Raw genomic sequence first — 25,529 nt, forward strand, 5'->3', positions numbered from 1 at the left:
GCGGATGCAGCTACGTCGGAAAAGGCAGCACAGCCTTTTCAATTGTTGTTACTCACCCAACTCCGGCACGTCGGGATAGCGCTCCAGTACCGGCCCCAATGCCGACTCCAATGGCAGCAGCCATGCTGCGTAATGCCGCCAGTGATCCACCCCCTCCCGGTAGATCGGCTGACGTACCTGTTCCGAACTGGCGGTGCGTACCGGCCGCGCATTCTCGAAGAATCGCAGGCACGACGCTTCGAACGGCAGGCCGCAGTACTCAAGCAGGCGGCGCACCTCGCCTTCGGTATCCTCGACCATGCGCTCATACACCACCCGGTGGATGCGTCCGGGCAACACGCCATCGAAATGCGCCATCAGCGCGACGTAGTCGCGGTAGTAGCGCCCAAGATCCTCAAGGCCGTAACTGAAGTTCTGCCCGCGCGCGAAGTGCTGCTTGAAGACCGAGAAGCAGCAGCCCAGCGGATGCCGGCGCGCATCGATGATCTTCGCGTTCGGCAGCATCAGCTGGATCAGGCCGATGTGCATGAAGTTGTTCGGCATCTTGTCGATGAACAGCGGCGCCGCTGTCTTGCGCTGGATCCGGGTATGCGCGAGGTAACGCTCACCAAGCGAGCGCAGGGCATCGGCATCGAGTGCCGCCAGTGCGTCGTGGTACGGCATCGCACTTTCGGCATCGCCCTGTGTACGCAGCGTGCGCGTGATCGAGGTGACCTCGGGCAGCTCCATCGTGCCCTCGACCTGGCTGTGACTGGACAGGATCTGCTCGATCAGGGTGGAACCGGCACGCGGCAGGCCGACGATGAAGATCGGATCGTGAGCCGGGCTGCCGGCGCCGGCTCGCGCGGCAAAGAAATCGCGCGTGTAGTGCTTGCGGATGTGCTGCACCCGTGCATGCGTATCGTCGGCGCTGTAATGCAGTTGCGCGCGGCGGATCGCATTGCCCTGCGCGTAGTGCCGGAAGGATGGTTCATACTCGCCGGCGTCCTCCAGCGCCTTGCCGATGGCAAACTCCAGATGCAGGCGGTCGTCTTCGGCAAGATCCGCCCGCGCCAGCTGCCGGCGCATCGCGGCCAGGTCATCGGTGCCGAAGCGGTAGGTCTTCAGATTCGCCAGGCTCCACCAGACTTCGCCGAAGGACGGCTCCAGCTGCAGGCTGTGGCGATAGGCGTCGATGGCGCGATCGCTGTGCCCGGCGGTCTTCAGCGCATGGCCATAGCTCACCCACACCTTTGCATGGCGCGGGTAGTGTTCCAGCAAGTCGGCATAGATACGGATGGCCGGTTCGTACTCGCCGATCCGGCACAGCACCGCAGCCTTGAGATTGCGGCAGCCGAGGTGACCGGGTTCCGCCGCCAGCAGACGTTCGATCTCGACCAGCGCCTGTTCCGGCTGGTTGCTGCGATGCAAGACCAGGGCGTAGTTCTGGCGTGCGGCATCGAAGCTGGGTGCCAGCTCCAGGCAGCGCGCGAGCAGGTTCAGGGCGTCCTCGTTGCGGCCCAGCCGAGCCGCGACCTCGGCGAACATGCGGATCGCGGCCACGTCGGTCGGCGCCTGCTTCAAGTGCTCGCGCAGCAAGCCCTCGGCCGCGGGGATGCGGTTCTCGGCCAGCGCGATGGCGGCATCGAGCAGGCGTGGGTCGCGTGTGGAATGACGCACGTGACTGGCGTACGCCGCGTCGGCCGCCTCCTGTTCGCCGGCGGCCATGAGGTGGTCGCCCAGCAGGCGCCAGGCTTGCGGCAGGTCGGGCTTCAGCGCCACCGCCCGGCGCAGTGCCTCGGTCGCTTCCTGCCCGCGCCCGGCGCGACCCAGGGCCAGGCCCAGGTCGAGATGGACCATCGCCCAGGTCGGCTGGGTCCATGCCAGGGGCATCAGGATCTCGAGCGCGCCTTGCATGTCGCCCTGCAGCGACCGCGCCTTCGCCAGCAGCCGCAGCGCAGCCGGGTGACCGTCGGCCACCTTCAGTATCTCGGAGAGTTGCTCGACGGCCGCTGCCGGATCGCTGTCCAGCAGGCGCGCGGCGTGAGCGAGTGCCTGTTCCACCGTACCGGTGGCAGACACCTCGGTCATGGCTCGCTTCCCCGTGACGATGCGGCCTGACCTTGGAGGTCGAATCGAGGGCGGTGCTGCAGAGGCATGGCGCGTTGCATGGACGGCAGCAGCTCCTTACAGGTCATTGGGCAATCTACAACTGAATTCGACGGGCAGATAGTAGGCGCCCGCAAAATCCGTGGGCGATGCCTGCGACGCATGCCCGCATTCCATCCTGGAACGCCGCTCATTCATGCCGGATCAGCGGTCCCCGTGCGTGGCACGGCACAGCGGGCTCGGCCGGCATGCCACTGCGGAACTTCGCCTGGACCGGCCAACCGGCTGTCGATCGAATCCGTGGCCCGCGACCGGCATCCGGTCATCTTTCGCGCCGGCAAAACCCGTAAGCTATGCCGCTTCCTGCCGGCATGCCAGAGCTTGTCGGCACGCTTCCACACTTCCATCTGGACCTGTCCCGTGACCGATCTGATCCACGTCATCCTGCTCGGCATCATCGAAGGCATCACCGAATTCCTGCCGATCTCCAGCACCGGCCATCTGCTGATCGCCGAGAAGTTCGGACTGGGTGAACGTTCGGATCTGTTCAACGTCGGCATCCAGGCCGGCGCGATCCTCGCGATCACGATGATTTACTGGGGGCGCATCTGGCAGCTGTTCACGCAATGGCGCGATCCGGCCAACCGCGATTACCTGCTCAAGCTGTTCGTCGCCTTCATGATCACCGCGGTCATCGGCCTGGTGGTGACCCACTACGGCTTCAAGCTGCCGGAGACGGTAACTCCGATCGCGTGGGCGCTGGTGATCGGCGGCTTCTGGATGCTCGGCGCGGAAGCGCTGGCCGCGAAGCAGGTGGATCGTACCCAGGTGACCTGGCGGGTGGCGATCCTGGTCGGCATCGCGCAGATGGTGGCGGGCGTGTTTCCCGGCACCTCGCGCTCGGGTGCGACGATCTTCACCGCAATGCTGGCAGGTACCAGCAACCGTGCCGCAGCGACCGAGTTCGCCTTCCTGGTCGGCATCCCGACCATGTATGCGGCAACCGGTTACGAGCTGATGAAGGTGTTGAAGGAAGGCGGCGCCGCGCACGAAGACTGGACGGCGCTGGTCGTCGGCTTCGTGGTCTCGCTGATCGTCGGCTTCATCGCAGTGAAGTGGCTGCTCGGCTACATCCGCACGCACCGCTTCACCTGGTTCGCGATCTACCGCATCGTGCTCGGCGTGGCGCTGCTCGCGCTGGTGCCGGCGGGCGGCTGAGACCCACTCGACCAGGGCCGGTCTTTCAGGCGGCCACGCTCTCGGCCGTGGCCATTGCCGTCACCGGCGCCTCGATCGCTGCCGGATGCCTGGGATAGGCCGGCTCGTTGGTGCGGTCGAACAGCTCGCGCACCCATTCGATGAAGGCCTGCACGCGGGCCGACAGGTGCTTCTTCTGCGGATAGACGATCCACACCGGCTTGCCGGTCGAGGCGGTATCGGTCATCACCAGTTCGAGCATGCCCTTTTCAATCATGCAGGCCGCCAGCATGCGCGGTATCTGGGTGATGCCCAGGCCGGCCACCACCGCCTGGATCACCGACTCACCGTCATTGATCAGCATGTGCGCGTCGATGTCCACGGCGAGCGGGCCGCTCGGCGTATCGAACTGCCATTGCCGCGGACGACCGTTCGGGTAGACGTAATTGATGCAGCGGTGGTCCTTCAGGTCATCGATGCTGCGTGGCGCACCGTGCCTGCTGAGGTAGTCGGGCGAGGCGCACACCACGTTGCGCAGGTAGCCGATCTTGCGCGCGATCAGGCTCGAATCTTCCAGCTGGCCGACACGGATCGCGCAATCGAGCCCTTCGCCGTTCAGATCCATCGGCAAGTCGCTCATCGACAGCTCCAGACGGATGTCCGGGTAACGCTGCTCGAATTCGGCCAGGCGGGGAATCACGGCGGACCGGCCGACCGACAGCGAAATACCCACGCGCAGCTTGCCGGTGGGTTTGCGGTTCGAATAGTTGAGCGCCTCGGTCGCCTCGGCCAGATCTGCGAGAATCTCCTTGCAACGTGCATGGAACGCAGCGCCATCGTCGGTCAACCGCAGCGATCGTGTCGAACGGAACAGCAGCCGTGCACCGAGCTGGGTTTCCAACCGAGCCACTGCGCGGCTGACCCCCGACGGCGTCATGCCCAACTGCGTCGCGGCGGCGGCGAAGCTCTTGGCCTCGACTACCCGGACGAAGGTCGAGATTGCGGAAAAGTCTTCCATAGCCTGGATTCCTGACCAATTCGTGATTGCGAGTCACGAGTGTAATGCGCAAGGAACGGGTTTTCTATACTGGAAAGTACACCTATTCTCTCGGCCCTCGCCGGGATATGCCCCCGGCCTACAAGGTTCTGGGAGCGCAAGATGAAAAAACAATGGATGCTGGCACCCCTGGTTGCCGCCGGTGTACTGGGCAGCTGGATTCTCCTGCATGGCAATAGCAGCCAGGCCCAGAGCGCGCCCGGCGGCCCGCCCCCCGAAGTGACCGTGGCGCAGGCCTTGACCCGCGAGGTCAGCGACAGCGCCGAATTCACCGGCCGCCTGCAGGCAGTCAACACCGTGCAGGTACAGCCACGCGTCGGCGGCTTCGTGGACTCGGTGCATTTCCAGGAAGGCGCCCTGGTGCACAAGGGCGACGTGCTGTTCCAGCTCGATCCGCGCCCGTACCAGGCCGAGGTCGACCGGCTCAGCGCGAACCAGGCGCAGGCCAAGGCCGCCCTGAGCCTGGCCGAAACCAATCAGCGGCGCGCCGCGATGCTGCTGGCCCAGCACGCCGTGGCACAACAGGAAGCCGACAGCCAGGACACCGCCGAACAGAGCGCGCGTGCGCAACTGGAAGCCAGTACGGCCGCACTGGCCGCAGCGCGCCTGAACCTGGATTTCACCCAGGTGCGTTCGCCGATCGACGGCCGCGTCAGCAATATCCGCATCACCCCCGGCAACCTGGTCACCAGCAGCGACGTGTTGACCAGCGTGGTCACGGTGAATCCGGTCTACGTCTACTTCGACGTGGACGAACAGACCTGGCTCAAGCTCGACCATCTGCGCGCACGCGCCAGCCAAGCCGGCCACGAAGCGCGGATCGAGGCGACGATGGGTCTGGCCGACGAACCCGGCTATCCGCATGAGGGTCGCCTCGACTTCGTCGACAACCAGCTGCACACCGAGTCGGGCACGATGCGACTGCGCGCGGTGTTCGACAACCGCGACGGCCTGTACACGCCCGGCCTGTATGCCCGCGTGCAACTGCAGAGCGGCCAGGCGCGCCCGCGCCTGCTGGTTGACGACCGCGCGATCGGCACCGACCTGGGCAACCAGTTCGTCTACGTGGTCGACAAGGAGCGCAAGGTGGAATACCGGAAGGTCAGCACCGGCGCGCTGTTCCACGGCCTGCGGATCGTCGACAGCGGTCTCGACGCCAGCGACGTGGTGATCGTCAACGGCCTGCAGCACGTGCGCCCCGGCGCCGAGGTCAACCCGCAGAAGGTGGCGATGCAGTACCGCCTCGACGCCAGCGACAAGGCCTTCGTCGATGCCAACCCGGCCACGCCCACTTTGAACCATGACGCGCAGACCGCGCTGGCCACCACGGCCACCGGCAAGCGCGCGCAGGACTGATGCCCACACCATGAAAAACATTGCCCAGTTTTTCGTCGACCGGCCGATCATGGCCGCCGTGCTGTCGCTGCTGTTCGTGATCACCGGCAGCATCGCGGTGTTCCAGTTGCCGATCAGCGAATACCCCGAAGTCGTGCCGCCCACCGTGGTGGTGCATGCCAGCTATCCCGGCGCCAATCCCAAGGTGATCGCCGAGACCGTGGCGACGCCGCTGGAAGAACAGATCAACGGCGCGGAAGGCATGCTGTACACCTCCTCGCAGGCGACCAGCGACGGCGCGCTCACGCTGACTGTGACCTTCGCGCTCGGCACCGATCTGCAGACCGCCCAGGTCGACGTGCAGAACCGCGTGGCGCAGGCCTTGCCCAAGCTGCCGGAGGAAGTGCAGCGGCTCGGCGTGACCACCCAGAAGAGTTCGCCCGACCTGACCATGGTGGTGCATCTCACCTCGCCGGATCAGCGCTACGACATGCTGTACCTGTCGAACTACGCGCGGCTGCACGTGAAGGATGTGCTCGGCCGGCTCGGCGGTGTCGGCGACGTGCAGATCTTCGGCGCCGGCGAATACTCGATGCGCGTGTGGCTGGATCCGCAGAAGCTGGCCCAGCGCTCGCTCACCACCGGCGACGTGATCAACGCGATCCAGGAACAGAACGTGCAGGTCGCGGCCGGTGCCTTGAATGCACCGCCGGGGCCGAGCAATTCGGCGTTCCAGCTCAACATCAACACCCGTGGCCGGCTGGTCAGCGAGGACGATTTCCGCAACATCATCGTGCGTACCGATGCCGGTGGCGGCGTCATCCATCTGGGCGACGTCGCCCGCGTCGACCTGGGCTCGAACAACTATGCGCTGCGCAGCCTGCTCGACAACAAGCCGGCGGTGGCACTGCCGATCTTCGCGCGGCCCGGCTCCAATGCGATCCAGATCTCCAACGAAGTACGCGCCACCATGGCGCAACTGAAGAAGGATTTTCCGCAGGGGGTCGACTACAGCATCGTGTACGACCCCACGGTGTTCGTGCGCGGCTCGATCGAGGCGGTGGCGCATACGCTGCTGGAAGCGATCCTGCTGGTGGTGCTGGTGGTGATCCTGTTCCTGCAAACCTGGCGCGCCTCGATCATTCCGCTGGTGGCGGTGCCGGTGTCGCTGATCGGCACGTTCGCGGTGATGTACCTGGCCGGCTTCTCGCTCAACGCGCTGTCGCTGTTCGGACTGGTGCTGGCGATCGGCATCGTGGTCGATGACGCGATCGTGGTGGTGGAGAACGTCGAGCGGCATATCGAGCTTGGGCAATCGCCGAAGGAGGCCACGCGCAAGGCAATGCACGAAGTCACCGGCCCGATCGTGGCCACGGCGCTGGTGCTGTGCGCCGTGTTCATCCCGACCGCGTTCGTGAGCGGCCTCACCGGCCAGTTCTATCGCCAGTTCGCGCTGACCATCGCGATCTCGACGATCATCTCGGCATTCAATTCGCTGACCCTGAGCCCGGCGCTGGCCGCCGTGCTGCTGAAAGGCCACGACGCGCCGAAAGATCGCCTGACGCGTGGGATCGATCGCGCGTTCGGCTGGCTGTTCCGCCCGTTCAACCGTGTCTTCCATCGCGGCTCGGAACGTTACGTCGGTGGCGTGAAGCGCATCGTCGGCAAGGGCAAGCTGGCGCTGGTGGTGTATGCCGGCCTGATCGGCCTGACCTGGTTCGGCTTCTCGCATGTACCGACCGGCTTCGTGCCGGGCCAGGACAAGCAGTACCTGGTGGCATTCGCGCAACTGCCCGACGCCGCTTCGCTCGACCGTTCCGAGGATGTGATCCGGCGCATGGACGAGATCGCCCTGAAGCAGCCGGGCGTGGAGCACGCCGTGTCCTTCCCCGGCTTGTCGATCAATGGTTTCACCAACTCGACCAACTCCGGCATCGTGTTCGTCACGCTGAAGCCGTTCGAGGAACGCCGCAGCGCGGAGCTGTCGGCCGGTGCGATTGCCGGTGCGCTGAACCAGAAATTCGCCGCGATCCAGGATGCGTATATCGCGGTGTTCCCGCCGCCGCCGGTGATGGGGCTGGGCACGATCGGCGGCTTCCGCCTGCAGATCGAGGACCGCAGCGACCGTGGTTTCGACGAGCTGTACAAGCAGACCCAGGGCCTGATCGCGGCGAGCCAGAAAGTGCCGGCACTGGCCGGGCTGTTCTCCAGCTTCCAGGTCAGCGTGCCGCAGGTCGATGCCGACGTGGATCGCGAGAAGGCCAAGGCCGAGGGCGTGAACCTGGCCGACGTGTACCAGACCATGCAGGCCTATATGGGCTCGCTCTACGTCAACGACTTCAACCGCTTCGGCCGCACCTACCAGGTCAATGTCTCGGCCGACCCGGCGTTCCGCCATTCGGCGCAGGACATCCTGCAGCTGAAGACGCGCAACGCGCAGGGCCAGATGGTGCCGCTGGGTTCGTTCGTCACCGTGCAGCAGGGCGCCGGTCCGGATCGCGTGCAGCATTACAACGGCTATCCCACCGCCGAGATCAATGGCGGACCCGCGCCCGGCTTCAGTTCCGGCCAGGCGCAGGCGGCGATGGAAAAACTGGCGAAGGACAACCTGCCGGATGGCATGAGCTTCGAATGGACCGAGCTGACCTACCAGCAGATCCTCGCCGGCAACACCGCGATCCTGGTGTTCCCGTTGTGCGTGCTGCTGGTGTTCCTGGTGCTGTCGTCGCTGTACGAAAGCTGGTCGCTGCCGCTGGCGGTGATCCTGATCGTGCCGATGGTGCTGCTGTCCGCGATCGCCGGCGTGTGGCTCTCCGGTGGCGACAACAACATCTTCACCCAGATCGGCTTGATCGTGCTGGTCGGACTGGCGTGCAAGAACGCGATCCTGATCGTCGAGTTTGCGCGCGAACGCCAGCACGAAGGCCTGAGCCGCCATGAAGCGGTGCTGGAGGCGGCCAAGCTGCGCCTGCGCCCGATCCTGATGACCTCGTTCGCCTTCATCATGGGCGTGGTGCCGCTGGTCACCTCGCACGGTGCCGGCGCCGAGATGCGGCATGCGATGGGCGTGGCGGTGTTCTCCGGCATGCTCGGCGTGACCATCTTCGGCTTGATCTACACGCCGCTGTTCTATGTCGTCATTCGCGCCCTGGTCGAGCGTCGCGAGGCACATGCACGCCAACGCGCTGCTGCGCACGCCCTACCGGCGCTGGAGAACCACTGATGAAAACCCCCATGCACAACACGATGCCGGTGCCTTTTGCTCGTCATTCCTGCGAAAGCAGGAATCCAGCGACTGTCATCGGTGAGGGCCGAAGGCGCTGGATCCCGGCCTTCGCCGGGATGACGGCGATAGTGCGAGGTACGTTGTTGCTTGCCGCTCTGGTGCTGGCCGGCTGCGCCAGCGTCGGCCCGAACTATCACGAAGTGAAACCCGCCGCGCCGCAGCTGCAGGGACTCGATGCCACGCAGGAAAGCAATGCGCAGTTCCAGGCCGCGTGGTGGAGGCAGTTCGACGACCCCACGCTGGATGCGTTGATCCAGCGCGCAGCCGCGAACAACCTGGACCTGCGCATGGCGGTGGCGCGATTGCATGAATCGCGTGCGCTGCTGAGCAGCGCCAAGTCCGATCAGTTGCCCAGCGTGGACACCGATCTGAATTACACGCGCAGTCGCGAGCAGCAGCCCGGCTTTACCAGTCAACGCAGCACCGTCACCACCTATCAGGCCGGTTTCGACGCGTCGTGGGAACTGGACCTGTTCGGTGGCGTGCGGCGCTCGGTCGAAGCCTCGCGCGCCGATCTCGGCGCCAGCGAGGCCGCATTGCACGATGCCCAGGTCAGCCTGCTCGCCGAAGTGGCGCGCAACTATTTCGAATTGCGCGGCAGCCAGCTGCGGCTGGACATCGCCCAGCGCGACATCGACAACCAGCAGCAAACCGTGCACCTCACCGAAGTGCGCAATCAACTCGGCTCCGGTTCAGAGCAGGATGTCGCCAGCGCCAAGGCGCGGCTGAGCGCGGTGCAGGCGCAACTGCCGGTACTGCAGACGCAAGTCAGCGCCAGCGAATTCCGCGTTGCCGTGCTGCTGGGCGAACGACCGGGCGAACTCGACATCGACGTCTCGCCGAAGAGCTTCACCCCGATCGCGATCAATCTGCCGATCGGCGACGCCGGCGATGTGCTGGCGCGCCGACCCGATGTGCACGTCGCCGAGCGCGAGTACGCCGCCGCCACCGCGCGGATCGGCGTGGCCAAGGCGGATTTCTTCCCGCACATCACGCTGGGCGGCTTCCTCGGCTTCCTGGCCGGGCGCAGCAACGATTTCGGCAGTCCGTCGACCCGCGCGTGGTCGCTGGCGCCGAGCATCAGCTGGCCCGGCCTGAACGTGCAGCGCGTGCGCGCCAACCTGCATGCCAGTGAAGCACGCGCCGATGCGGCACAGGCGAATTACCAGCAGACCGTGCTGCTGGCGATCGAGGATATCGACAACGCCGTCACCGGCTTCAACCAGCAGCGCGTGCGCGTCGATCACCTGATCGAACAGAGCACGCAGAGCAAGCGCGCCGCAGATCTTGCAAGGGTGCGTTACCAGGAAGGCGCCACCAGCTTCCTCGAACTGCTCGATGCCGAACGCACCCAGCTGTCGGCGGAGGACGATCTGGCCCAGGCCGAGGCGTCGATCAACACCCGCGCCGTGGCGCTGTACAAGGCACTCGGCGGCGGCTGGCAGGCTTGCGGCGACGAGCATTGCAGCGCCGTCGCCAAGGCTGATCCCAGCGTCGCGCCATGAACAGCCGGATGGCCAAACGCGCGCCGATGGCGACGCCGGTCTATCGCGTGGCGCTGGTCAGCGGCGCCAATCGCGGCATCGGTTTCGAGGTGACGCGCCAACTCAGCGAACGCGGCATGACCGTGCTGCTGGGTGCACGCGACCTCGACAAGGGGCTGCATGCGGCGCGCAAGCTGGCCGGTGCGGCGGGCGAGGTGATCGCGGTGCAGCTCGACGTCACCCGCCAGGACGAGGTCGATGCCCTCGCACGCTGGATCGGGGTCACCTACGGACGGCTCGACGTACTGGTCAACAACGCCGGTGGCCACTACGACCATGACGCCGAAGCGAGCACGCCCGACCTCGCCTCGGTGCGCGATGCACTGGACACCAACCTGTTCGGCGCCTGGCGTTTGTCCAGCGCGATGCTGCCGCTGATGCGCAAGCACGGCTACGGTCGCATCGTGAATATCTCCAGTGGTTGCGCCACCGCATCGGGAGGCAGCAACTGCGTGGCCTACCGAACCTCCAAGGCCGCACTCAACGCGTATACGCGGACGCTGGCGTCGGAACTTGAAGGCAGCGGCATCGCCGTCAACGCCGTGTGTCCGGGCTGGGTCGCGACCGAACTCGGCGGCCCCGGTGGGCGCCCGGTGGATCGTGGCGCGGCCGGTATCGTGTGGGCGGCCAGCCTGCCCGTGCCGGCACCGACCGGGCGCTTCTTCCGCGATGGCGAAATCATTCCCTGGTGAACGAGCCGTAACGGATAGGCCGCCGTGAATCAGCGCTGCACCATGACCGCGAACCAGTGCCAACTGCGCACGCGTTCGGCGATCAGCTTGGTGCAAGTCAGCATCGGCACCGCCAGCAGCGCGCCGGGGATACCCCACAGCCAGCCCCATACCAGCAGCCACAACAGGATCGCGATCGGACTCAGGCGCATGCTGTGGCCCTGGATCATCGGCGTGATCAGGTTGCCTTCCAGCGCCGTGATGCCGGCGAAGGTCAGCACCGGCAGGAACACATGCAGGCTCATTTCGTTCGCATAGAGCATGCACACCACCGCCAGCACCGAGGTGGTGACGATCGCACCGACGTAGGGAATGAAGTTGGCGAACATCGCCACCGCGCCCCACAGCAGCGGATCGGGCACCTTGTACAGCCACAGCATGCCGGCGGTGACCGCGCCCAAGCCCACATTGATCAGCAACGCGGTCAACAGGTAGCGCGACACCTCGGTCTGGATGCCGCGCACGATCACTACCGCATGCCGCTTGTAGCCAAAGCCCGGGGTGATCTCCACCAGCCGGCGCAACATGGTGTCGCCATAGACCAGGAAGAAGAACACCAGCAGCACCACGCTGAGTATCGCGGCCAACACCTTGGGCGTGGTGGAGACCACGTCCCAGGCGCTGATCGTCATCGGCGGAGCCGGCGTGGCCGGCGTGCGAAGGGTGCTGGTGGCGCCATTGACCAGGGTCTGGGTGGCGCGGTTCGCCGCCTCCAGCGGCTGGGTGAGGTGCTTAAGCTTCGGCACGAAGCTCTTGATCGCCTGCGGCGCGCCATGGAACCAGCCGACCGCCGGTTGCGCCAGCAGGCCGACCCCGCTGCCGATGCCGACGATCAGGCCGACCATCAGCACGCTGGCGGTCAGCCAGCGCGGCAGGTGGATGCGTGTGCCGGCGGCGACCAGCGGATTCAGCGCCAGCCCGAGGAAGGCAGCCAGCACCAGCGGAATCAGCAGTGCCTTGGTCAGCGTGATGGTGTACATCAACGCCAGGAACAGCAGCATGCCCAACAGCCCGCGGATCGCCCGCAGATGGCGACGGACGCCGCGCGCCGCCTGCAGTTCACGGGCCAGCTGCCGCACCGGGAAGTCCGGCGCGATCGGATCACCCAGGCCCGCCAGCGAAATATCCTCGCCTGCAGGTTCATCCAGCGGTGAAGGCAGCTGTTCGGGCTCACTCATGAAGACTCGCCGCCATCAGCATTCTGCTCGGCACGGGGGCCAGCCACCTCGAATCCGGCGGTGCCAAGTTCGGCAATCAGACGCGTGCCGTATGCCACCGCTTCGGCCAGCCCGCCACCGAGCAAGGAACCCAGCCCCGGCACACGCAACGGGTGCACGTCGAGGCTGCCCAGCGCGAAGCCGGCAGCGGCCGCGACGCCCACCGTCGTCAACGGGTGCCGGTGGCCCCGCATCAGCAACGCCGCGGCGGGCGTGCTCAAGTCCTGCCGCGCCGCACCCATGCGCAGCTGTGCCTCGCGCACCCTGGCCACCTGATCGAAGACGCTCATGGCTGATCCTCCCTCCCGTCACCCTGCGTGGCCCCGGTCCTGATCCCGCTCTCGGCCTTCTGCACCGTGTCGCGCATCATCGCACTCCATTCGTGGCGGGTGGCAGGCAGGCTCATCCAGTGCATGCAGCGACGGAACAACATGATCGAACCCAACAGGAAAAGGACCTGCAGCACCGCCAATACCAGCAGGGCCCAGATCCACGAACCGAACCAGGTCGCCAGCACGACGCCGAGCAGGCCCAGCACGGTCAGGCCCAGGCCGACGCCAGCCACCGTGGCAGCCAGCCCGGCCAGCAGCATCCACGATACCGCGCTGCGCGCCAGCCCCAGTTCCGCCGCCAGCAGATGCAGCTGCGCGCCGAACAGGCGCTTGACCGCGCGACCGAGCTGACCGATCTCGGCCAACAGCCCAGACGACGACGGCGCCGGATCCGGCGCCGCCGCTTCGCGGGGTGATTCACCCTCGTTGTGCATTCCCTGTCCCGCTGATGCGCGGCTCAACGCCGCAGGATGCGACCGAGCAGCCAACCCGCGCCGAGGGCGATGGCGACGGCCTGCACCGGCTTCTCGCGCACATAGTCGCGTGCCTGCTCCAGCCACGCATCGGCGCGATCCAGCGTCTCGTCATACACCTCGCGGCCACGCTCGCTGACGTGCGCCGCCTTGTCGCTGGCGCGATGGGCGGCCTCGGCAGCCTTGTCGGTGGCGCGATGCAGGCCTTCCTCGACGTGATCGGCCGCGCGCTCCACCGCTTCCTTGGTGCTGCTCACCGCGCTGGTCGTGGCCTGCTTGATCCGCTCGGCACGCTCGTCGATGCGGCTGCCGGTCGGTTCGGGGTTCTGTACCTGCTTGTTCATGACTTGCTCCTGAGAAGCTCAGTATGGCGAAACATATTGCAACGGACGGCCATTCATTTGGCGCGCCGGAAGAATGCGATGACTGCCAGAATCAGAAAAATGATGAACAGGATCTTCGCTATGCCGGCCGCGGCACCCGCGATGCCACCGAACCCGAGTACCGCGGCAATGATAGCGACGACCAGGAAAACCAGGGCGTAATGAAGCATGGCAGTGTCCTCTTGAATGAAAGCCTGCGGCAGCCAATGCTGCTGCATGCGGTCATTCACCCATAGCCCGTGCCATGCGGGTGTGAAGGGAACCGCCGCAGCCGTGCACGCGGCGCCGACGTTTGGCTCAGCCGGCGACCGCCGGATTGAGGCTGTAGGTGCCGACCAGCTCTTCCTCGGCCAGCACGTGCCCGGCCATCGCCGCCCGCAGCTCGGCCAGCGAAAAGCCCTGGATGAGTGGCAGCGCAGCCACATCGAGTGCATACACCTTGAAGTGGTAGTGATGCAGCAACGCATCGTTCCATGGCGGACATGGACCGTCGTAACCGAGATACTCGCCGCTCATGTCGGCATCGCCGGCGAACCAGCCGGTGTAGTCATTCACGCCCTGCACGCTGCCGGGCGGCCCGAACGGCTCGCGCTTGCCGCGCGGGGTGATCTCGTCGCTGCACGCGGCGGCCGCCAGCTCGCCGCATTCGGCCGGGATGTTCGCCATCAGCCAGTGCACGAACTCCACGCGCGGCAAGTCGGCCGGCACCGTGCGGCCTGGCTTGTTCACATCGTCGCCACGACTGGGCACATCGCGGTCGATGCAGGTGAGCACGAACGAACGCGTGGCGGCCGGCGCATCCCGCCATGCCAGATGCGGGCTCAGGTTATCCGACAGCGCGAACGGATCGGCACGTTTGCCGAAGGCGAATTCGGCCGGGATCGACTCGCCGTTCTTGAAATTGTCGCTGCGTAATTGCATGTGTGCCTCCATCTAGTTTCAAATCTCGTCATTCCTGCGTAGGCCGGAATGGAGTCGTGGACTCAGGGCATGTACGTCACCCGATATACCGCCCCCGCCAGGTCATCACTGACCAGCACACTGCCATCCGGCAACGGCTGCACGTCGACCGGGCGGCCCCAGGCGACTTCGTTCTGCTCGAAGCCCGTAATCAGCGGCTCGTACGACAGCACCTTGCTGCCGTTCAGCCGCACCGTCATCACCCGATAGCCGGATTTCTTGGTACGGTTCCACGAACCATGTTCGGCGACGAGGATCGCACCCTTGTAGCTGGCCGGGAACTGCCGGCCCTCGTAGAAGCGCATGCCGAGCGAGGCCACATGGGCGCCGAGCTTCAACACCGGCGGCACGTAATCCTTGCAGCTCCTGCCCTTGCCGAATTCGGGATCGAGCGTGTCGCCCTGGTGGCAATACGGATAGCCGAAGTGCTCGCCGGGGCGGGTGATCTCGTTCAATTCGTCACTGGGCATGTCGTCGCCCATCAGGTCGCGGCCGTTGTCGGTGAACCACAGATGCCCGCTGCCGGGCTGCCAGTCGAAACCGACCGTGTTGCGGATGCCGCTCGCCACGTCCTCGATGCCGGAGCCGTCCGCGTTCATGCGGGTCAGCTTGGCGTGGTCCGGGCCCGGGTCGCAGATGTTGCACGGCGCGCCGATCGGCACATAGAGCTTGCCGTCCGGGCCGAACGCGATGAACTTCCAGCCGTGATGCGTCTCGGTGGGAAACTCGTCGGTGACCAGGACCGGTTTCGGCGGATCGTCCAGGTGGTTCTCGATATCGCGCAGCACATAGATCCGGCTCACCGCGGAGACATACAAGTCACCGTTCTTGAACGCCACGCCGACCGGCAGCTGCAGCCCGCTGGCGATCACGCGCACCTTGTCGGCCACCCCGTCGCCTTTCGTGTCGGTCAACGCATACACCTTGCCGGCGCTGTTGGAGCCCACGAACACGGTGCCTTTCGCGCCCAGCGCGATCTCGCGCGCATTCGGCACCTGGTCCGAATACACCGCGATGTGGAAACCCTTCGGCAAGGTCAGCTTGTCCAGTGGCGGCGCAGCTAGGGCAGGCAGCGACAATAGAGTCAGCAACAACGACTGCAGCAGACGCATGACGGCGCTCCTCGGCGGGGAACATGCAGCGTATACCCGAGCGCGTGAAGCCAGAAGCAAGACTGCTCTGCTAACGTGGAGCCTTTCACACGGAGGTCAAATGAGCGAGCTGGACGATCTCACCACGCTGGTACGCGCCGCCACGCCATTGCTGGTGATCGAGACGGTGGACGAGCAGCGGGTGATCGAGTGCTTCCGCCACGTCATCGCGCAGGCGTTGCATCCGCTGTGGCGCTGGACGCTGACCGATGGACTCAGCCGGCTCGACTTCGCCCAGACCGACGGCGAGGTGGCGCCGGATGCCACCGCCACGCTGGACGCGATCCGCACGCAAGGCGAACGCGGCATCTATCTGATGTTCGATTTCCACACCCTGCTGCGCTATGCGATGAGCCTGCGCCGGCTGCGCGAGATCGTGCAGCGGCAGCGTTCCGCCGCGCACACCATCGTGCTGGTCGGCGCCAGGGTCGAGCTGCCCGAGGAACTGGAGGCGCTGGCCCTGCGCGTGCCGCTGTCGCTGCCCGACATCAAGGAACTGGCCGGCATCCTGCGCGGCGAAGCGGTGGCCTGGCAGCGCGAACAGGGTCGCAAGGTCGAAGTGGACAACGATGCCGCACGCACCATCGTGCGCAACCTGCTCGGCCTGTCCGCGCCGGATGCGCGGCGCATCGTGCGCAAGCTGATCTACAACGACGGCGCGCTCAGCCACGCCGACCTGCCCGAACTGATGCAGGCGAAGTTCGACCTGCTCAACCGCTCCGGCCTGCTGCACTACGAATACGCTACCGCCAGCTTCGCCGACATCGCCGGCGTCGGCCGCGTACGCGAATGGGTACAGCGTCGCCGCACGGTATTCCTCGATCCCTCCGCCACGCCGATGCTCGATCCGCCGAAGGGCGTGCTGCTGCTCGGCGTGCAGGGCTGCGGCAAGAGCCTGGCGGCGAAGGCGATCGCCGGCGGCTTCGGCGTACCGCTGGTGCGGCTGGACTTCGGCACGCTGTACAACAAATACCAGGGCGAGACCGAGAAGAACCTGCGCGAGGCACTCGCCAGCACCGAACTGCTGGCGCCGTGCGTGCTGTGGATCGACGAGATCGAGAAAGGCCTCGCCGGCGGCGGCGATGACGGCGGCGTATCGCGCCGCGTGCTCGGCTACCTGCTGACCTGGATGGCCGAACGCAAGGCGAAGGTCTTCGTGGTCGCCACCGCTAATGCGGTCAACGAGCTGCCCGCCGAACTGCTGCGCAAGGGCCGCTTCGACGAGATCTTCTTCGTCGACCTGCCGCAGGCCTCCGTGCGCGGCGAGATCTTCGCGATGCACCTCGTCCGCCGCAAACTCGACATCGCCAGCTTCGACCTGCCCGCGCTGGCCGAAGCCAGCGACGGCTATTCCGGCGCCGAGATCGAACAGACCATCGTCAGCGCGCTGTACGACGCGGCCGGCAACGGCATGCCGCCGGATCAGGCGACCTTGCTCCATGCGCTGAAGCAGACGCGGCCGTTGTCGGTGCTGATGCGCGAACAGGTGGACGCGTTGCGGGCGTGGGCGCAGGGGCGATGCGTGGCGGCGGATTGAGCACGCGCAGCCCGCCGCACGAAGCCGGGCTGCACTAGAGCACAGAAACCGTATCGGATGTGGGCGCACCGTCGCCGCGAGGCCATGATCATGCTGCTTGATCTGTTGCATGTACAAAGATAGGCCATTCACGCCGCATGTCGGCAATACGGTGCATGCCGTATCCGCGTGTTCGGCGCGGCGGTGCGCGGCGAAGAAGGTCCGGACAGCGATATCGATTTCCTGGTTGATTTTCCGCGCGGCTATGACTTGTTCGCCCAGCGCATGCCACTTGCCGAACGGCTGGCCGAAATCACCGGTCGACGCCTTGATCTCATCCCGAACATGAGCTCAATCGCCACCTGCGCGATACCGTGCTGAGCGAGGCCGTGGATCTGTGAGCAAGGCATGGCAGGCGTGCGCGCAGCATATCCTCGACTTCATCGAGAAAATCCGGCGCATCCAGCAGCGTGGCGACCTGACCCGGGTGAAGTGCTGTACGACGCCACCCTGCGCAACCTGCAGACTCTGTCCGAGGCCACGCAACGCTTGCCCGATGACCTGAAGCTGCCTTATCCAGCGATCCCCCGGCAACGGATCAGCGGCTTCCGCAATATTCTTGTACACAACTGTCCCGGCGACATCGACGCCGAAACGGTACAAGCGATCGTGCAGCAACATCTGCTGCCGTTGGAAGCCGCCATTCGCCACATGCTCGCAGGCTGAACGAGTCCGGAAACAGGGCTTGACCTTGAATTTCTCCACGGTGTTGGATCGGGCAGCCACTCTGGCTGGTCGACTACACTGAATAGGTGCTCATGCTTGATAGCCGCGAAGTCTTCCGACTGCCACTGAATCCCATCATGTCCGAACTACCGCCCTTCCACCTCGCCTTCCCGGTGACATCCCTGGCCAACGCCCGCGCGTTCTACGGCGATCTGCTCGGCTGCCCTGAAGGACGCTCCAGCGACAACTGGGTGGACTTCGATTTTCATGGCCACCAGATCGTGGCGCATCTGGCGCCAGTGCAGACTCACGCTGTAGCGACGCACGATGTAGACGGCGACAGCGTGCCGGTACGTCACTTCGGCGTGGTGCTGTCGATGGACGCGTGGCATGCCTTGGCCGAGCGGCTGCGGGCGGCCGGCACGCGTTTCGTGGTCGAGCCGCATATCCGCTTCAAGGGCCTGCCCGGTGAGCAGGCCACGATGTTTTTACTCGACCCCTGCGGCAATGCGCTGGAGTTCAAGGCGTTCGCGGATCGCGCGCAGTTGTTCGCGAAGTAACGCGGCAGGAACGACAACCATGGAAGCGGAAGACCTGCCAAAGCTGGTAACCGTGCGCATGCCGTATGGCAAGTACCAGGGGCGGCTGATCGCCGACCTGCCCGGTGCGTATCTCGCGTGGTTTGCGCGCAAGGGCTTTCCGAACGGCGAGCTGGGGCAGCTGCTGGCCTTGATGCTGGAGCTGGATCACAACGGGCTGTCGTCGCTGCTCGATCCGCTGCGCAAGCGCTGACCATGCCATACCTCGGCGGCCGTGCCGAATCCTGCAGCAAGAGTCCTCGATGGGCCGACTTCCGGTGCAGACATCGCCCATATCGATGCCGGTGAGCCATTGGTCGAGTAGCTTGATGCGCTCCCGGGTGAGGTCATCCAGCGTGTGGCATCTGCACTCCCCATAGATCGACCCGTACTCGGCGCTGTCGCCGTGGGGAAAGACAAGCTCGACCTGGGCGTCCCGGTACGTTGCCCATGCACGCTGGGACAGCTTGAATTTCTTGATGAAGCGCTGATCCGACGCGTGCTTCGAGAGAATCTTCTTGTAGATATCGTTCAACTTGTCCTGCGACGCCTTGAGCTGCCGGCACTCGGATTGCTCCGGCACTTCACTGGGAAATCCATGACTCGACCAGAGGAGCATGCATGCCAACAGGGCGTACTTGATGTAACCAGCGCTGATGCCTTCGCCCTCACTTGTATCGGCCATTCAGCTCTCTCATGAGTATGGACATTCCTGCCAAGTCGTATCCGGAATGCCCCGGATACTCGATCCGCAGGATGGCCGCATCAAGCAGGGAAGTCCTATTGACCGGGCAATCCTTGGACGACGCGATATGGCTGGCATGACCGCCCTCAGGTCAACGAGCTGTTGACTGACCTGATCGGAGCGATCCTGACTGCATCGTGCTCGTTACACTGCATGCAATGAATACCTATCCACATGAATTCAGTAGCGTCACGAACGCGCTGGCCACCGATGGCTGGTGCGTGATGCCGGACCTGCTGTCGACGGCGCAGACGCAGGCATTGGCAGCCGAATGCCGCGCCATGCACAAGGCGCGGCAGCTGACGCCGGCGCGGGTCGGCGCCACGCGCACCGCTACACCGTTGCGCGGCGACAGCACGCACTGGTTCCAGGCCGGGGCGACGAGCGTGCCGCAGCAGGCGTTTACCGATCGCCTCGATGCGCTGCGCCTAGCGCTCAATCGCGAGCTGATGCTCGGCCTGGTCGAATGCGAATCGCACTACGCGGTGTATCCGCCGGGCGCCGGTTACACGCGGCATATCGACCGCCTGCGCGACAGCGATGCGCGGGTGGTGTCGGCGGTGTTCTACCTCAACGAAGGCTGGCAGGACGCCGATGGCGGTGCGCTGCGGCTGTATCTGGACGGTGGCTTGCATCGCGACATCTATCCGCATGCGGGCACCCTGCTGCTGTTTCTTTCGGCACAGTTCGAGCACGAAGTGCTGCCGGCCACGCACGACCGCATGAGCATCGCCTGCTGGATGCGGCAGCGGACCTTTGGCGTGATCGGCTGAACCGTGGGTAGGAGCGCATCCTGTGCGCGACGCTTTTCGTTCCGACGAGCATCAGAGCATTCGCGCACAGGATGCGCTCCTACGGCGTTGCTCCGAGCAGCTCGATTTCGGCGAGAGCTTGCTTCGTGCCATCCGGCGATGGTTCAAGACGCAGCCGGTAATACGCATAGTTGCCCGGCGCATGTACCGCAAAGGCGCGCGTCTGCTGCGCCCATGCAAACCGCTCGTGCCGACGCGTACCCAGCGTATGCCAGTGCCGGCCATCGCTGGATGCCTGCAGCTGCCAGTCCGAGGGTGCGGCAGCGCTGGCGCCAGAGGTGAGCGTGAGCATCGCGACCTCGCATGGTTGTGCGAAGTGCCAGCTGATCGTGGTCGCGACCGCGGGCAGCGTGGCTTCGGTGCTGCTGTCATTGTCGGACAGCGCCGCCAACTGCGGGATGACGGGTGAGCTGCTGACGTCAGCCCGCCCGTCATCGGTGAGGTCGCGCAGGGGCTGCGGTTTGCCGTGGGTGGTGAGCGACGGCGGCAAGGCCGCCTCGTCGCTTCCCCAGGCCGAGGGCTGCGGCCCCATCGTGAAGTCCAGCGTGGCGCCCTGCGCCAGCAGCGCATGCGGCAAGGTGAGCCGGCTCCATGGCTGACCATTGACGCGCAGGCTCTGGACATATCGGTTGCTGTCGTCGACCGCGGGCGCATTGATCACGATGTGCTTGCCGTTCTCCAGTCGGATATCCATGTGCGGGAAATGCGGCGCACCGATCACGTACTCGGGCGTGCCCATGCGCAACGGGTAGAAGCCGGCGGCGCTGAACAGATACCAGCCTGACATCTCGCCGTTGTCCTCGTCGCCGAGATAGCCCTGGCCGATCTCGCTGCCGACGTAGAGGCGCGACAGCACGTCGCGCACCTTGTCCTGCGCTTTCCACGGCTGCCCGGCGAGGTCGTACATGTAGATGATGTGGTGCGAGGGCTGGTTGCTGTGGCCGTATTGGCCCATGCGTACCGCGCGCGCCTCCAGCATCTCGTGGATCGGCTCGCCGTAGCTGCCAACGTGGAAGTTGCCCGGGGTGGCGAAGAACGCATCAAGCTTGGCAGCCAGTTCCTTGCGTCCGCCGTACAACGCGGCGAGGCCGGTGCCGTCCTGCGGCGCATGGAAGGCCATGTTCCACGCGTCGGTCTCGGTGTAGTCGCCGCCCCAGCGGATCGGATCGAAATCCTTGGCGTCGTAGCGCCAGTGGCCGGCGGCATCGCGGCCGACGAAGAAGCCCACCGCGGGATCGAACAGGTTGACGTAGCCGAGTGCGCGGTTGTGGAAGTACGCCGCATCATCGGCGTAATGCGCGGCGTACGGATCGTCCACTGCTGGTTGCTGCGCCAGCGCGGTGGCCAGGTTGCCGATCGCGAAGTCGTTGATATAGCCGTCCATCGACCAGGACAGCCCCTCGTCCACAGCGGTGTCGGTGTAGCCGTTGAAGATCGAGCGCTGCAGGCCCTTGCGACCGGTGCCGGCGAGCGGGCTGAGCACGGTGGCGTCCTTCAGCGCGGACTGGTAGAACGAATGCACGTCGAAGTTGCGCACGCCCTTCAGCCACGCGTCGCTGAACGCCACGTCGGCGCTGGTGCCGACCATCAGGTCGGCGTAGCCGGGCGAGGACCAGCGCGCGATCCAGCCGCCGTCGCGGTACTGCTGCACGAAACCGTCGATCATCTCGCCCGCCTGCGTCGGCGTGAGCAGGACATAGGCCGGCCACGCGGTGCGATAGGTGTCCCAGAAACCATTGTTGACGAACACCTTGCCGTCGACGATGCGCGCACCGGACTGCGTGGGCGTGTCGGCGCCGGTTGGCGCGGAGAACGGGCTGGCGTAGCGGTAGTGCGGTTGCGCCGCCGTGCCGGTGTTCTCGTACGCCTCGTTCGGATACAGGAACAGGCGATACAGGTTGGAATACAGCGTGGTCAGCTCGTCGCGGCTGGCGCCCTGGACGCTGACGATGCCGAGCTGGGCATCCCATTGCCGCTGTGCGCGTTCGCGCACGTCGTCGAAGCTGTCGCCCGGTGCAATCTCCAGCGCGAGATTGTGCTTCGCCTGCTCCAGGCCGATCAGCGAGGTGGCGATGCGCAGGTTCACTACCTTGTGCGTGCGTGTGTCGAAGCCGAACCACGCGCCGACATGGTCGCGGCCTTCGCCGGTGAGCCGGCCGCTTTCGCTGACCGGTTGATCGACCACGCCATAGAAGAACAGCCGCGTGGCGCCAGTGGAAAGCCGGCTCTTCACGTCCGACCAGCCGCTGAAGCTGCGGCCGGAGGGATCGAGCGTGATGCCGCCGTGGTCGTCGCGGTTGTCGAAGATCAGCTGCGAACGATCGCCCTTGAAGGTGAAGCGGAACATCGCGGCGTGGTCGGTCGGCGCCAGCTCGGTGACGATGCCATTGTCGAACGCGACGCGATAGGTGTACGCATGCGCGGTCTCGTTCGCATGGCTGAAGCTCAAGGCGCGCGCCGTGCGGTTGGCGCTCGGTGCTCCGTTCGCCATGGCGGCCGGCATCAGCTGGAAGGTCTGGCGGTCGCCCATCCACGGGCTCGGCTCGTGCGACAGCGCGAACGCCTCCAGCCGCGGCCGGTTGTCCGCGCCGTTGCGCTGCTGGTACTGATAGATCCAGTTGGAACCGGCATCGGTGACCGGCGCCCAGAAGTTGAAGCCATGCGGCACCGCCGTTGCGGGGAAGTTGTTGCCGCGCGAGAAGCGGTCGTTGGAGTTGGTGCCACGGCGCGTCTCGACGAAGTCGCTGGGGCGTTGGCGCGTGTCCGCCACAGCCGGTCCGATCCGCAGATCGTCCAGGTAGCCCTCGAAAGTGGCCGCCGGACCGTCGTGCGACAACACGATGCGCTTGATCGTGCGACCAGCGGCGACCCCGCCGACATCGATCGACACGAGATTCCACTGGTCCGGATACAGCACGTGACCTTCACCTTGCGCACGTGCCGCGGCGCCGATGCGGTGCTGGTCGACGGCGCCACGGCTGGACAACCGACTGCCGTCGTCGAACAACAGATCCACTGCTACGTAGTTGGCCGGGTCACGCAGATCGCCTTCGACACGCTGAGGAAAGATCAGGTACGACAACTGGGTGTCAGCCTGCACCGGCAAGTCGAGATCGAACAGGCGTTGTTGTTGCGGCCCGGCCGCGTCACCGCGGTAATGCAGCGAGTGCAGCCCGCTGAAACCGACTCCGGGCTTGGCCGTGAGCGCACTGGACTGATCGGGACCACCTGCGACCCGCGCCATGAAGCTTGCCTGCGCCGCAGCCGGCCTGGGCGCGGGCTGGCCTGCCTCGAAGGAGGTCTGGAAATTGCCGTCATGCGCGTGTGTGGGCATGGGCATCCAGCCGAGACTTGCGGCTGCAGCCAGCCAGGCGCAGCCACCCTTGCGATGCGACGCGGATGCCTTCATGCCCCGTTCCTCACTGGATTCGCCGATGCACGCGCAACCACGGCACCCTCGACGGCAGATGGCCATGGTCACCTGCCGCCATGATGCGGAAGACGTGTGATTTGAAACGATCCAAATTGATCGTGTCAAACCGTGCTGCCGATGCAACGAAGGATGCGGCGGTCGTCGCCCATGGGCGACGACCGCCATGGCTTACCAGACCGGGACGATGTCGCCGTTGTCGGGCGAGCCATCCGGATGGCTGAACCAGTACACGTGGTTGCGATGGTCCGGGCAACCGTTGCCGCTGTCGTAGCTGGAAACCACGCCATTGAGCGTACCTACGTCAGCGCGGTAGCAGCCACCAAGCGAGTCGTGGAACGCGAATGCCTGCGTGCTGTGCTGCCCATTGTGCGCCGTCAGGTTGCCGCTGGCGTCGAAGTCGAGCGTGTCGGCGCTGTCCACCGTGTTGCCCACTTTTGCCGAATACACGGAAATGCCGAACAGCTGATGTGCGCTGTGCTGCCGGTAGTCCTGGTGCGCGATGGTGGCCAGGGTAAAGCTGCCATCCGCAGCTATCTGCTCGTTGATGTCCAGGTGCAGCGGGTAGCTCAGCTTCTCACGGTACTCGCCGACGACGGTATGACCGATTCGGCTGCGACTGACGCCATCCACCGATGTGAGCTGGTCGGTGACCTGACGGTAGGTGGTGGCGTTGATGGTGAAGCCCTGGGTATCGGCAAAGCCCACGGTCTGGTCCACCGTGGTCTGCACGCGGCCGCGCGAGGTGTCGGCATAACCCTCGATCACGAAATGCCGGCTCAGGTTGGTGGTGATGTTGCCCGTGACATTTCCGGAAGCATCCTGCTGCAGCGTGTCGCCGATGGTCGGCGTGGGCGGCTGGTCGGCCAGGGTATTGCGTACGAGCTGGCCGCCGACCTGCTGCGCATGCGGGTCGAGATACACCAGCAGGCTGGCGGTGGCCGAAAAGTAGTTGTCGGCGCCTGCCACACACAACGCGACCGTGTGCGGCGAGCCATTGCTGAGCACGCCGGCGAACGGCGTGAGATCGACCCGGTACGGCATGAAGTTCAAGGTCTGCACGCCGGTGGTGGGCCGCCACAGGTAGGGATCGATGCCACCGGTGTAGATCCACGGGTAGACCGGCGCCACGCCGGCCGGCTGGCCGTCGATGCTGACTTCGGCCTCGCGGAAGTTGCCGCCGCCGCATTCCTGCACTTCGGCGGCGTACTGATCCGGCACGCAGGTGTACCAGAACTCGTCGGCGTTCTGGCTCTGCACGAACACGTCGAGATAGGCGCGCTCGACATTGCGTGGCAGGCTCAGTGTCTTCGCCAGCTGGCTGGTGGAGCTGTCGAGCTCGGTGGTATTTCCAACCGGATCGCCGCCCAGCGGATACACCGCATCGGGCACCTGTGCCGCCGGTGCCTGGATCGAGGCCGGGTAGAACAGCAGCCGTGCGCTACCGTGGATCACGCCGGTATAGGTGCTGTTGACGACATTGCCGATGATGGCCTGACCGTTGCCGGCACTCGACAGCAACCTGCTGTAGTCGGTGAGATCGCGCTCCACATGCCAGCTTGGCGCCACGCTCGAGGAGGGCTCCTCGGTGGTGCCGAAATAGATATTCACGCCGCCCAGCCACAGCGTGGCGGTGCGATCGAACTGGCGCCCGGCGGTCACCGAGAAATCCGCCTCCAGCACCACCTTGGACCAATGCTGGCCGCATCCGGCAGGTGGCGTGTAGCTGTAGGGGCGCGTGTTGAAATCGGTGAATGTATCGTCCTGGAACAGCTGCACCACGCAGGGCGGGCCGGACGGGCGTGGCACGCCGGGATCGGCCACGGTGACGTTGCTCGAGCCGGTCGGACCGCTGCTGGCCGATGCGGCAAATGCACTGCAGGCAAACGTGAGAGACAACCCGGCCAGGGCCAGGCAACGACCAACGAACCGATTCGGCAACATGCACAAACCCCTGCGTGATGATGC

22 protein-coding genes are annotated in these 25,529 nt (G+C 65.5%); 11 read left to right on the forward strand and 11 right to left on the reverse strand.

Annotated elements, in window-relative coordinates:
• Positions 1 to 48 precede the first annotated feature (48 nt).
• The gene (locus B0E46_RS12265; protein WP_077556082.1) at positions 49 to 2,070 is read right to left on the reverse strand and encodes a tetratricopeptide repeat-containing sulfotransferase family protein; all 2,022 of its coding nucleotides are present in this window, start codon (positions 2,068 to 2,070) and stop codon (positions 49 to 51) included.
• A 438-nt stretch (positions 2,071 to 2,508) separates the two neighbouring features.
• Between B0E46_RS12265 and B0E46_RS12270 the strand changes: the two genes are divergently transcribed.
• On the forward strand, positions 2,509 to 3,306 hold the full coding sequence (locus B0E46_RS12270; RefSeq protein WP_077556083.1) for an undecaprenyl-diphosphate phosphatase: 798 nt from the start codon (positions 2,509 to 2,511) through the stop codon (positions 3,304 to 3,306).
• 25 nt (positions 3,307 to 3,331) lie between these two features.
• On the opposite strand, the gene B0E46_RS12275 is transcribed toward B0E46_RS12270, so the two are convergent.
• Positions 3,332 to 4,303 carry a LysR family transcriptional regulator gene (locus B0E46_RS12275; RefSeq protein ID WP_077556084.1) on the reverse strand — a complete coding sequence of 324 codons (972 nt, stop codon included), beginning with the start codon at positions 4,301 to 4,303 and terminating at the stop codon, positions 3,332 to 3,334.
• Between the two features lie 141 nt (positions 4,304 to 4,444).
• On the opposite strand from B0E46_RS12275, the gene B0E46_RS12280 reads away from it, so the two are divergent.
• The 4 genes from B0E46_RS12280 to B0E46_RS12295 all read left to right on the forward strand — a co-directional run bounded on the left by B0E46_RS12280 (position 4,445) and on the right by B0E46_RS12295 (position 11,199).
• On the forward strand, positions 4,445 to 5,698 hold the full coding sequence (locus B0E46_RS12280; RefSeq protein WP_139350528.1) for an efflux RND transporter periplasmic adaptor subunit: 1,254 nt from the start codon (positions 4,445 to 4,447) through the stop codon (positions 5,696 to 5,698).
• Between the two features lie 10 nt (positions 5,699 to 5,708).
• Positions 5,709 to 8,900: an efflux RND transporter permease subunit gene (locus B0E46_RS12285; RefSeq protein WP_077556086.1), complete on the forward strand. Its 3,192-nt coding sequence runs from the start codon at positions 5,709 to 5,711 to the stop codon at positions 8,898 to 8,900.
• Positions 8,901 to 9,019: 119 nt separating this feature from the next.
• Entirely contained in the window at positions 9,020 to 10,468 is a 1,449-nt protein-coding gene (locus B0E46_RS12290) for an efflux transporter outer membrane subunit (RefSeq protein ID WP_077556087.1), read from the forward strand.
• 8 nt (positions 10,469 to 10,476) lie between these two features.
• On the forward strand, positions 10,477 to 11,199 hold the full coding sequence (locus B0E46_RS12295) for an SDR family NAD(P)-dependent oxidoreductase (protein WP_254425154.1): 723 nt from the start codon (positions 10,477 to 10,479) through the stop codon (positions 11,197 to 11,199).
• Between the two features lie 29 nt (positions 11,200 to 11,228).
• On the opposite strand, the gene B0E46_RS12300 is transcribed toward B0E46_RS12295, so the two are convergent.
• The 7 genes from B0E46_RS12300 to B0E46_RS12330 form a co-directional block, all read right to left on the reverse strand.
• Complete coding sequence (locus B0E46_RS12300; RefSeq protein ID WP_077556089.1) at positions 11,229 to 12,416, reverse strand: AI-2E family transporter; 1,188 nt, start codon at positions 12,414 to 12,416, stop codon at positions 11,229 to 11,231.
• Positions 12,413 to 12,745 carry a hypothetical protein gene (locus B0E46_RS12305; RefSeq protein WP_077556090.1) on the reverse strand — a complete coding sequence of 111 codons (333 nt, stop codon included), beginning with the start codon at positions 12,743 to 12,745 and terminating at the stop codon, positions 12,413 to 12,415. Before B0E46_RS12305 ends, B0E46_RS12300 begins: the two co-directional genes overlap by 4 nt.
• The gene (locus B0E46_RS12310; protein ID WP_077556091.1) at positions 12,742 to 13,221 is read right to left on the reverse strand and encodes a hypothetical protein; all 480 of its coding nucleotides are present in this window, start codon (positions 13,219 to 13,221) and stop codon (positions 12,742 to 12,744) included. Before B0E46_RS12310 ends, B0E46_RS12305 begins: the two co-directional genes overlap by 4 nt.
• A gap of 23 nt (positions 13,222 to 13,244) precedes the next feature.
• Entirely contained in the window at positions 13,245 to 13,604 is a 360-nt protein-coding gene (locus B0E46_RS12315; protein ID WP_077556092.1) for a DUF883 family protein, read from the reverse strand.
• Between the two features lie 53 nt (positions 13,605 to 13,657).
• Positions 13,658 to 13,813, reverse strand: a complete 156-nt coding sequence (locus B0E46_RS12320) for a DUF1328 family protein (protein WP_077556192.1) — start codon at positions 13,811 to 13,813, stop codon at positions 13,658 to 13,660.
• A gap of 127 nt (positions 13,814 to 13,940) precedes the next feature.
• On the reverse strand, positions 13,941 to 14,564 hold the full coding sequence (locus tag B0E46_RS12325; RefSeq protein WP_077556193.1) for a YbhB/YbcL family Raf kinase inhibitor-like protein: 624 nt from the start codon (positions 14,562 to 14,564) through the stop codon (positions 13,941 to 13,943).
• 62 nt (positions 14,565 to 14,626) lie between these two features.
• Positions 14,627 to 15,715 (reverse strand): PQQ-dependent sugar dehydrogenase, encoded by a 1,089-nt coding sequence (locus tag B0E46_RS12330; RefSeq protein WP_077556093.1) that lies wholly within the window; start codon positions 15,713 to 15,715, stop codon positions 14,627 to 14,629.
• A 100-nt stretch (positions 15,716 to 15,815) separates the two neighbouring features.
• On the opposite strand from B0E46_RS12330, the gene B0E46_RS12335 reads away from it, so the two are divergent.
• From B0E46_RS12335 to B0E46_RS12365, 6 genes are all read left to right on the forward strand, one after another.
• Positions 15,816 to 17,291 carry an AAA family ATPase gene (locus B0E46_RS12335; RefSeq protein WP_077556094.1) on the forward strand — a complete coding sequence of 492 codons (1,476 nt, stop codon included), beginning with the start codon at positions 15,816 to 15,818 and terminating at the stop codon, positions 17,289 to 17,291.
• Positions 17,292 to 17,417: 126 nt separating this feature from the next.
• Complete coding sequence (locus tag B0E46_RS12340) at positions 17,418 to 17,651, forward strand: nucleotidyltransferase domain-containing protein (protein ID WP_305775361.1); 234 nt, start codon at positions 17,418 to 17,420, stop codon at positions 17,649 to 17,651.
• 27 nt (positions 17,652 to 17,678) lie between these two features.
• The gene (locus B0E46_RS12345; RefSeq protein WP_217316345.1) at positions 17,679 to 17,996 is read left to right on the forward strand and encodes a HepT-like ribonuclease domain-containing protein; all 318 of its coding nucleotides are present in this window, start codon (positions 17,679 to 17,681) and stop codon (positions 17,994 to 17,996) included.
• A 137-nt stretch (positions 17,997 to 18,133) separates the two neighbouring features.
• Positions 18,134 to 18,556, forward strand: a complete 423-nt coding sequence (locus tag B0E46_RS12350; protein ID WP_077556095.1) for a VOC family protein — start codon at positions 18,134 to 18,136, stop codon at positions 18,554 to 18,556.
• Positions 18,557 to 18,575: 19 nt separating this feature from the next.
• On the forward strand, positions 18,576 to 18,788 hold the full coding sequence (locus tag B0E46_RS12355) for a DUF3820 family protein (RefSeq protein ID WP_077556096.1): 213 nt from the start codon (positions 18,576 to 18,578) through the stop codon (positions 18,786 to 18,788).
• Positions 18,789 to 19,477: 689 nt separating this feature from the next.
• Positions 19,478 to 20,092, forward strand: a complete 615-nt coding sequence (locus tag B0E46_RS12365) for a 2OG-Fe(II) oxygenase (RefSeq protein ID WP_077556097.1) — start codon at positions 19,478 to 19,480, stop codon at positions 20,090 to 20,092.
• A 79-nt stretch (positions 20,093 to 20,171) separates the two neighbouring features.
• Here B0E46_RS12365 and B0E46_RS12370 read toward each other — a convergent pair whose 3' ends face one another.
• Positions 20,172 to 23,540, reverse strand: a complete 3,369-nt coding sequence (locus tag B0E46_RS12370) for a GH92 family glycosyl hydrolase (protein ID WP_077556098.1) — start codon at positions 23,538 to 23,540, stop codon at positions 20,172 to 20,174.
• A gap of 192 nt (positions 23,541 to 23,732) precedes the next feature.
• Entirely contained in the window at positions 23,733 to 25,505 is a 1,773-nt protein-coding gene (locus B0E46_RS12375; protein WP_077556099.1) for a peptide-N4-asparagine amidase, read from the reverse strand.
• Positions 25,506 to 25,529: the final 24 nt, after the last annotated feature.

The organism is Rhodanobacter sp. B04 (genome assembly GCF_002001125.1).
In the GTDB taxonomy this organism is placed as follows: domain Bacteria; phylum Pseudomonadota; class Gammaproteobacteria; order Xanthomonadales; family Rhodanobacteraceae; genus Rhodanobacter.

What these genes read in the sequence shown, in the direction of transcription:
- B0E46_RS12265 (WP_077556082.1), bottom strand. Translation starts at nt 2,070, where the DNA reads ATGACCGAGGTGTCTGCCACCGGTACGGTGGAACAGGCACTCGCTCAC.
- B0E46_RS12275 (WP_077556084.1), bottom strand. Translation starts at nt 4,303, where the DNA reads ATGGAAGACTTTTCCGCAATCTCGACCTTCGTCCGGGTAGTCGAGGCC.
- B0E46_RS12280 (WP_139350528.1), top strand. Translation starts at nt 4,445, where the DNA reads ATGAAAAAACAATGGATGCTGGCACCCCTGGTTGCCGCCGGTGTACTG.
- B0E46_RS12285 (WP_077556086.1), top strand. Translation starts at nt 5,709, where the DNA reads ATGAAAAACATTGCCCAGTTTTTCGTCGACCGGCCGATCATGGCCGCC.
- B0E46_RS12290 (WP_077556087.1), top strand. Translation starts at nt 9,020, where the DNA reads ATGACGGCGATAGTGCGAGGTACGTTGTTGCTTGCCGCTCTGGTGCTG.
- B0E46_RS12295 (WP_254425154.1), top strand. Translation starts at nt 10,477, where the DNA reads ATGGCCAAACGCGCGCCGATGGCGACGCCGGTCTATCGCGTGGCGCTG.
- B0E46_RS12300 (WP_077556089.1), bottom strand. Translation starts at nt 12,416, where the DNA reads ATGAGTGAGCCCGAACAGCTGCCTTCACCGCTGGATGAACCTGCAGGC.
- B0E46_RS12305 (WP_077556090.1), bottom strand. Translation starts at nt 12,745, where the DNA reads ATGAGCGTCTTCGATCAGGTGGCCAGGGTGCGCGAGGCACAGCTGCGC.
- B0E46_RS12310 (WP_077556091.1), bottom strand. Translation starts at nt 13,221, where the DNA reads ATGCACAACGAGGGTGAATCACCCCGCGAAGCGGCGGCGCCGGATCCG.
- B0E46_RS12315 (WP_077556092.1), bottom strand. Translation starts at nt 13,604, where the DNA reads ATGAACAAGCAGGTACAGAACCCCGAACCGACCGGCAGCCGCATCGAC.
- B0E46_RS12320 (WP_077556192.1), bottom strand. Translation starts at nt 13,813, where the DNA reads ATGCTTCATTACGCCCTGGTTTTCCTGGTCGTCGCTATCATTGCCGCG.
- B0E46_RS12325 (WP_077556193.1), bottom strand. Translation starts at nt 14,564, where the DNA reads ATGCAATTACGCAGCGACAATTTCAAGAACGGCGAGTCGATCCCGGCC.
- B0E46_RS12330 (WP_077556093.1), bottom strand. Translation starts at nt 15,715, where the DNA reads ATGCGTCTGCTGCAGTCGTTGTTGCTGACTCTATTGTCGCTGCCTGCC.
- B0E46_RS12335 (WP_077556094.1), top strand. Translation starts at nt 15,816, where the DNA reads ATGAGCGAGCTGGACGATCTCACCACGCTGGTACGCGCCGCCACGCCA.
- B0E46_RS12345 (WP_217316345.1), top strand. Translation starts at nt 17,679, where the DNA reads ATGGCAGGCGTGCGCGCAGCATATCCTCGACTTCATCGAGAAAATCCG.
- B0E46_RS12350 (WP_077556095.1), top strand. Translation starts at nt 18,134, where the DNA reads ATGTCCGAACTACCGCCCTTCCACCTCGCCTTCCCGGTGACATCCCTG.
- B0E46_RS12355 (WP_077556096.1), top strand. Translation starts at nt 18,576, where the DNA reads ATGGAAGCGGAAGACCTGCCAAAGCTGGTAACCGTGCGCATGCCGTAT.
- B0E46_RS12365 (WP_077556097.1), top strand. Translation starts at nt 19,478, where the DNA reads ATGAATACCTATCCACATGAATTCAGTAGCGTCACGAACGCGCTGGCC.
- B0E46_RS12370 (WP_077556098.1), bottom strand. Translation starts at nt 23,540, where the DNA reads ATGAAGGCATCCGCGTCGCATCGCAAGGGTGGCTGCGCCTGGCTGGCT.
- B0E46_RS12375 (WP_077556099.1), bottom strand. Translation starts at nt 25,505, where the DNA reads ATGTTGCCGAATCGGTTCGTTGGTCGTTGCCTGGCCCTGGCCGGGTTG.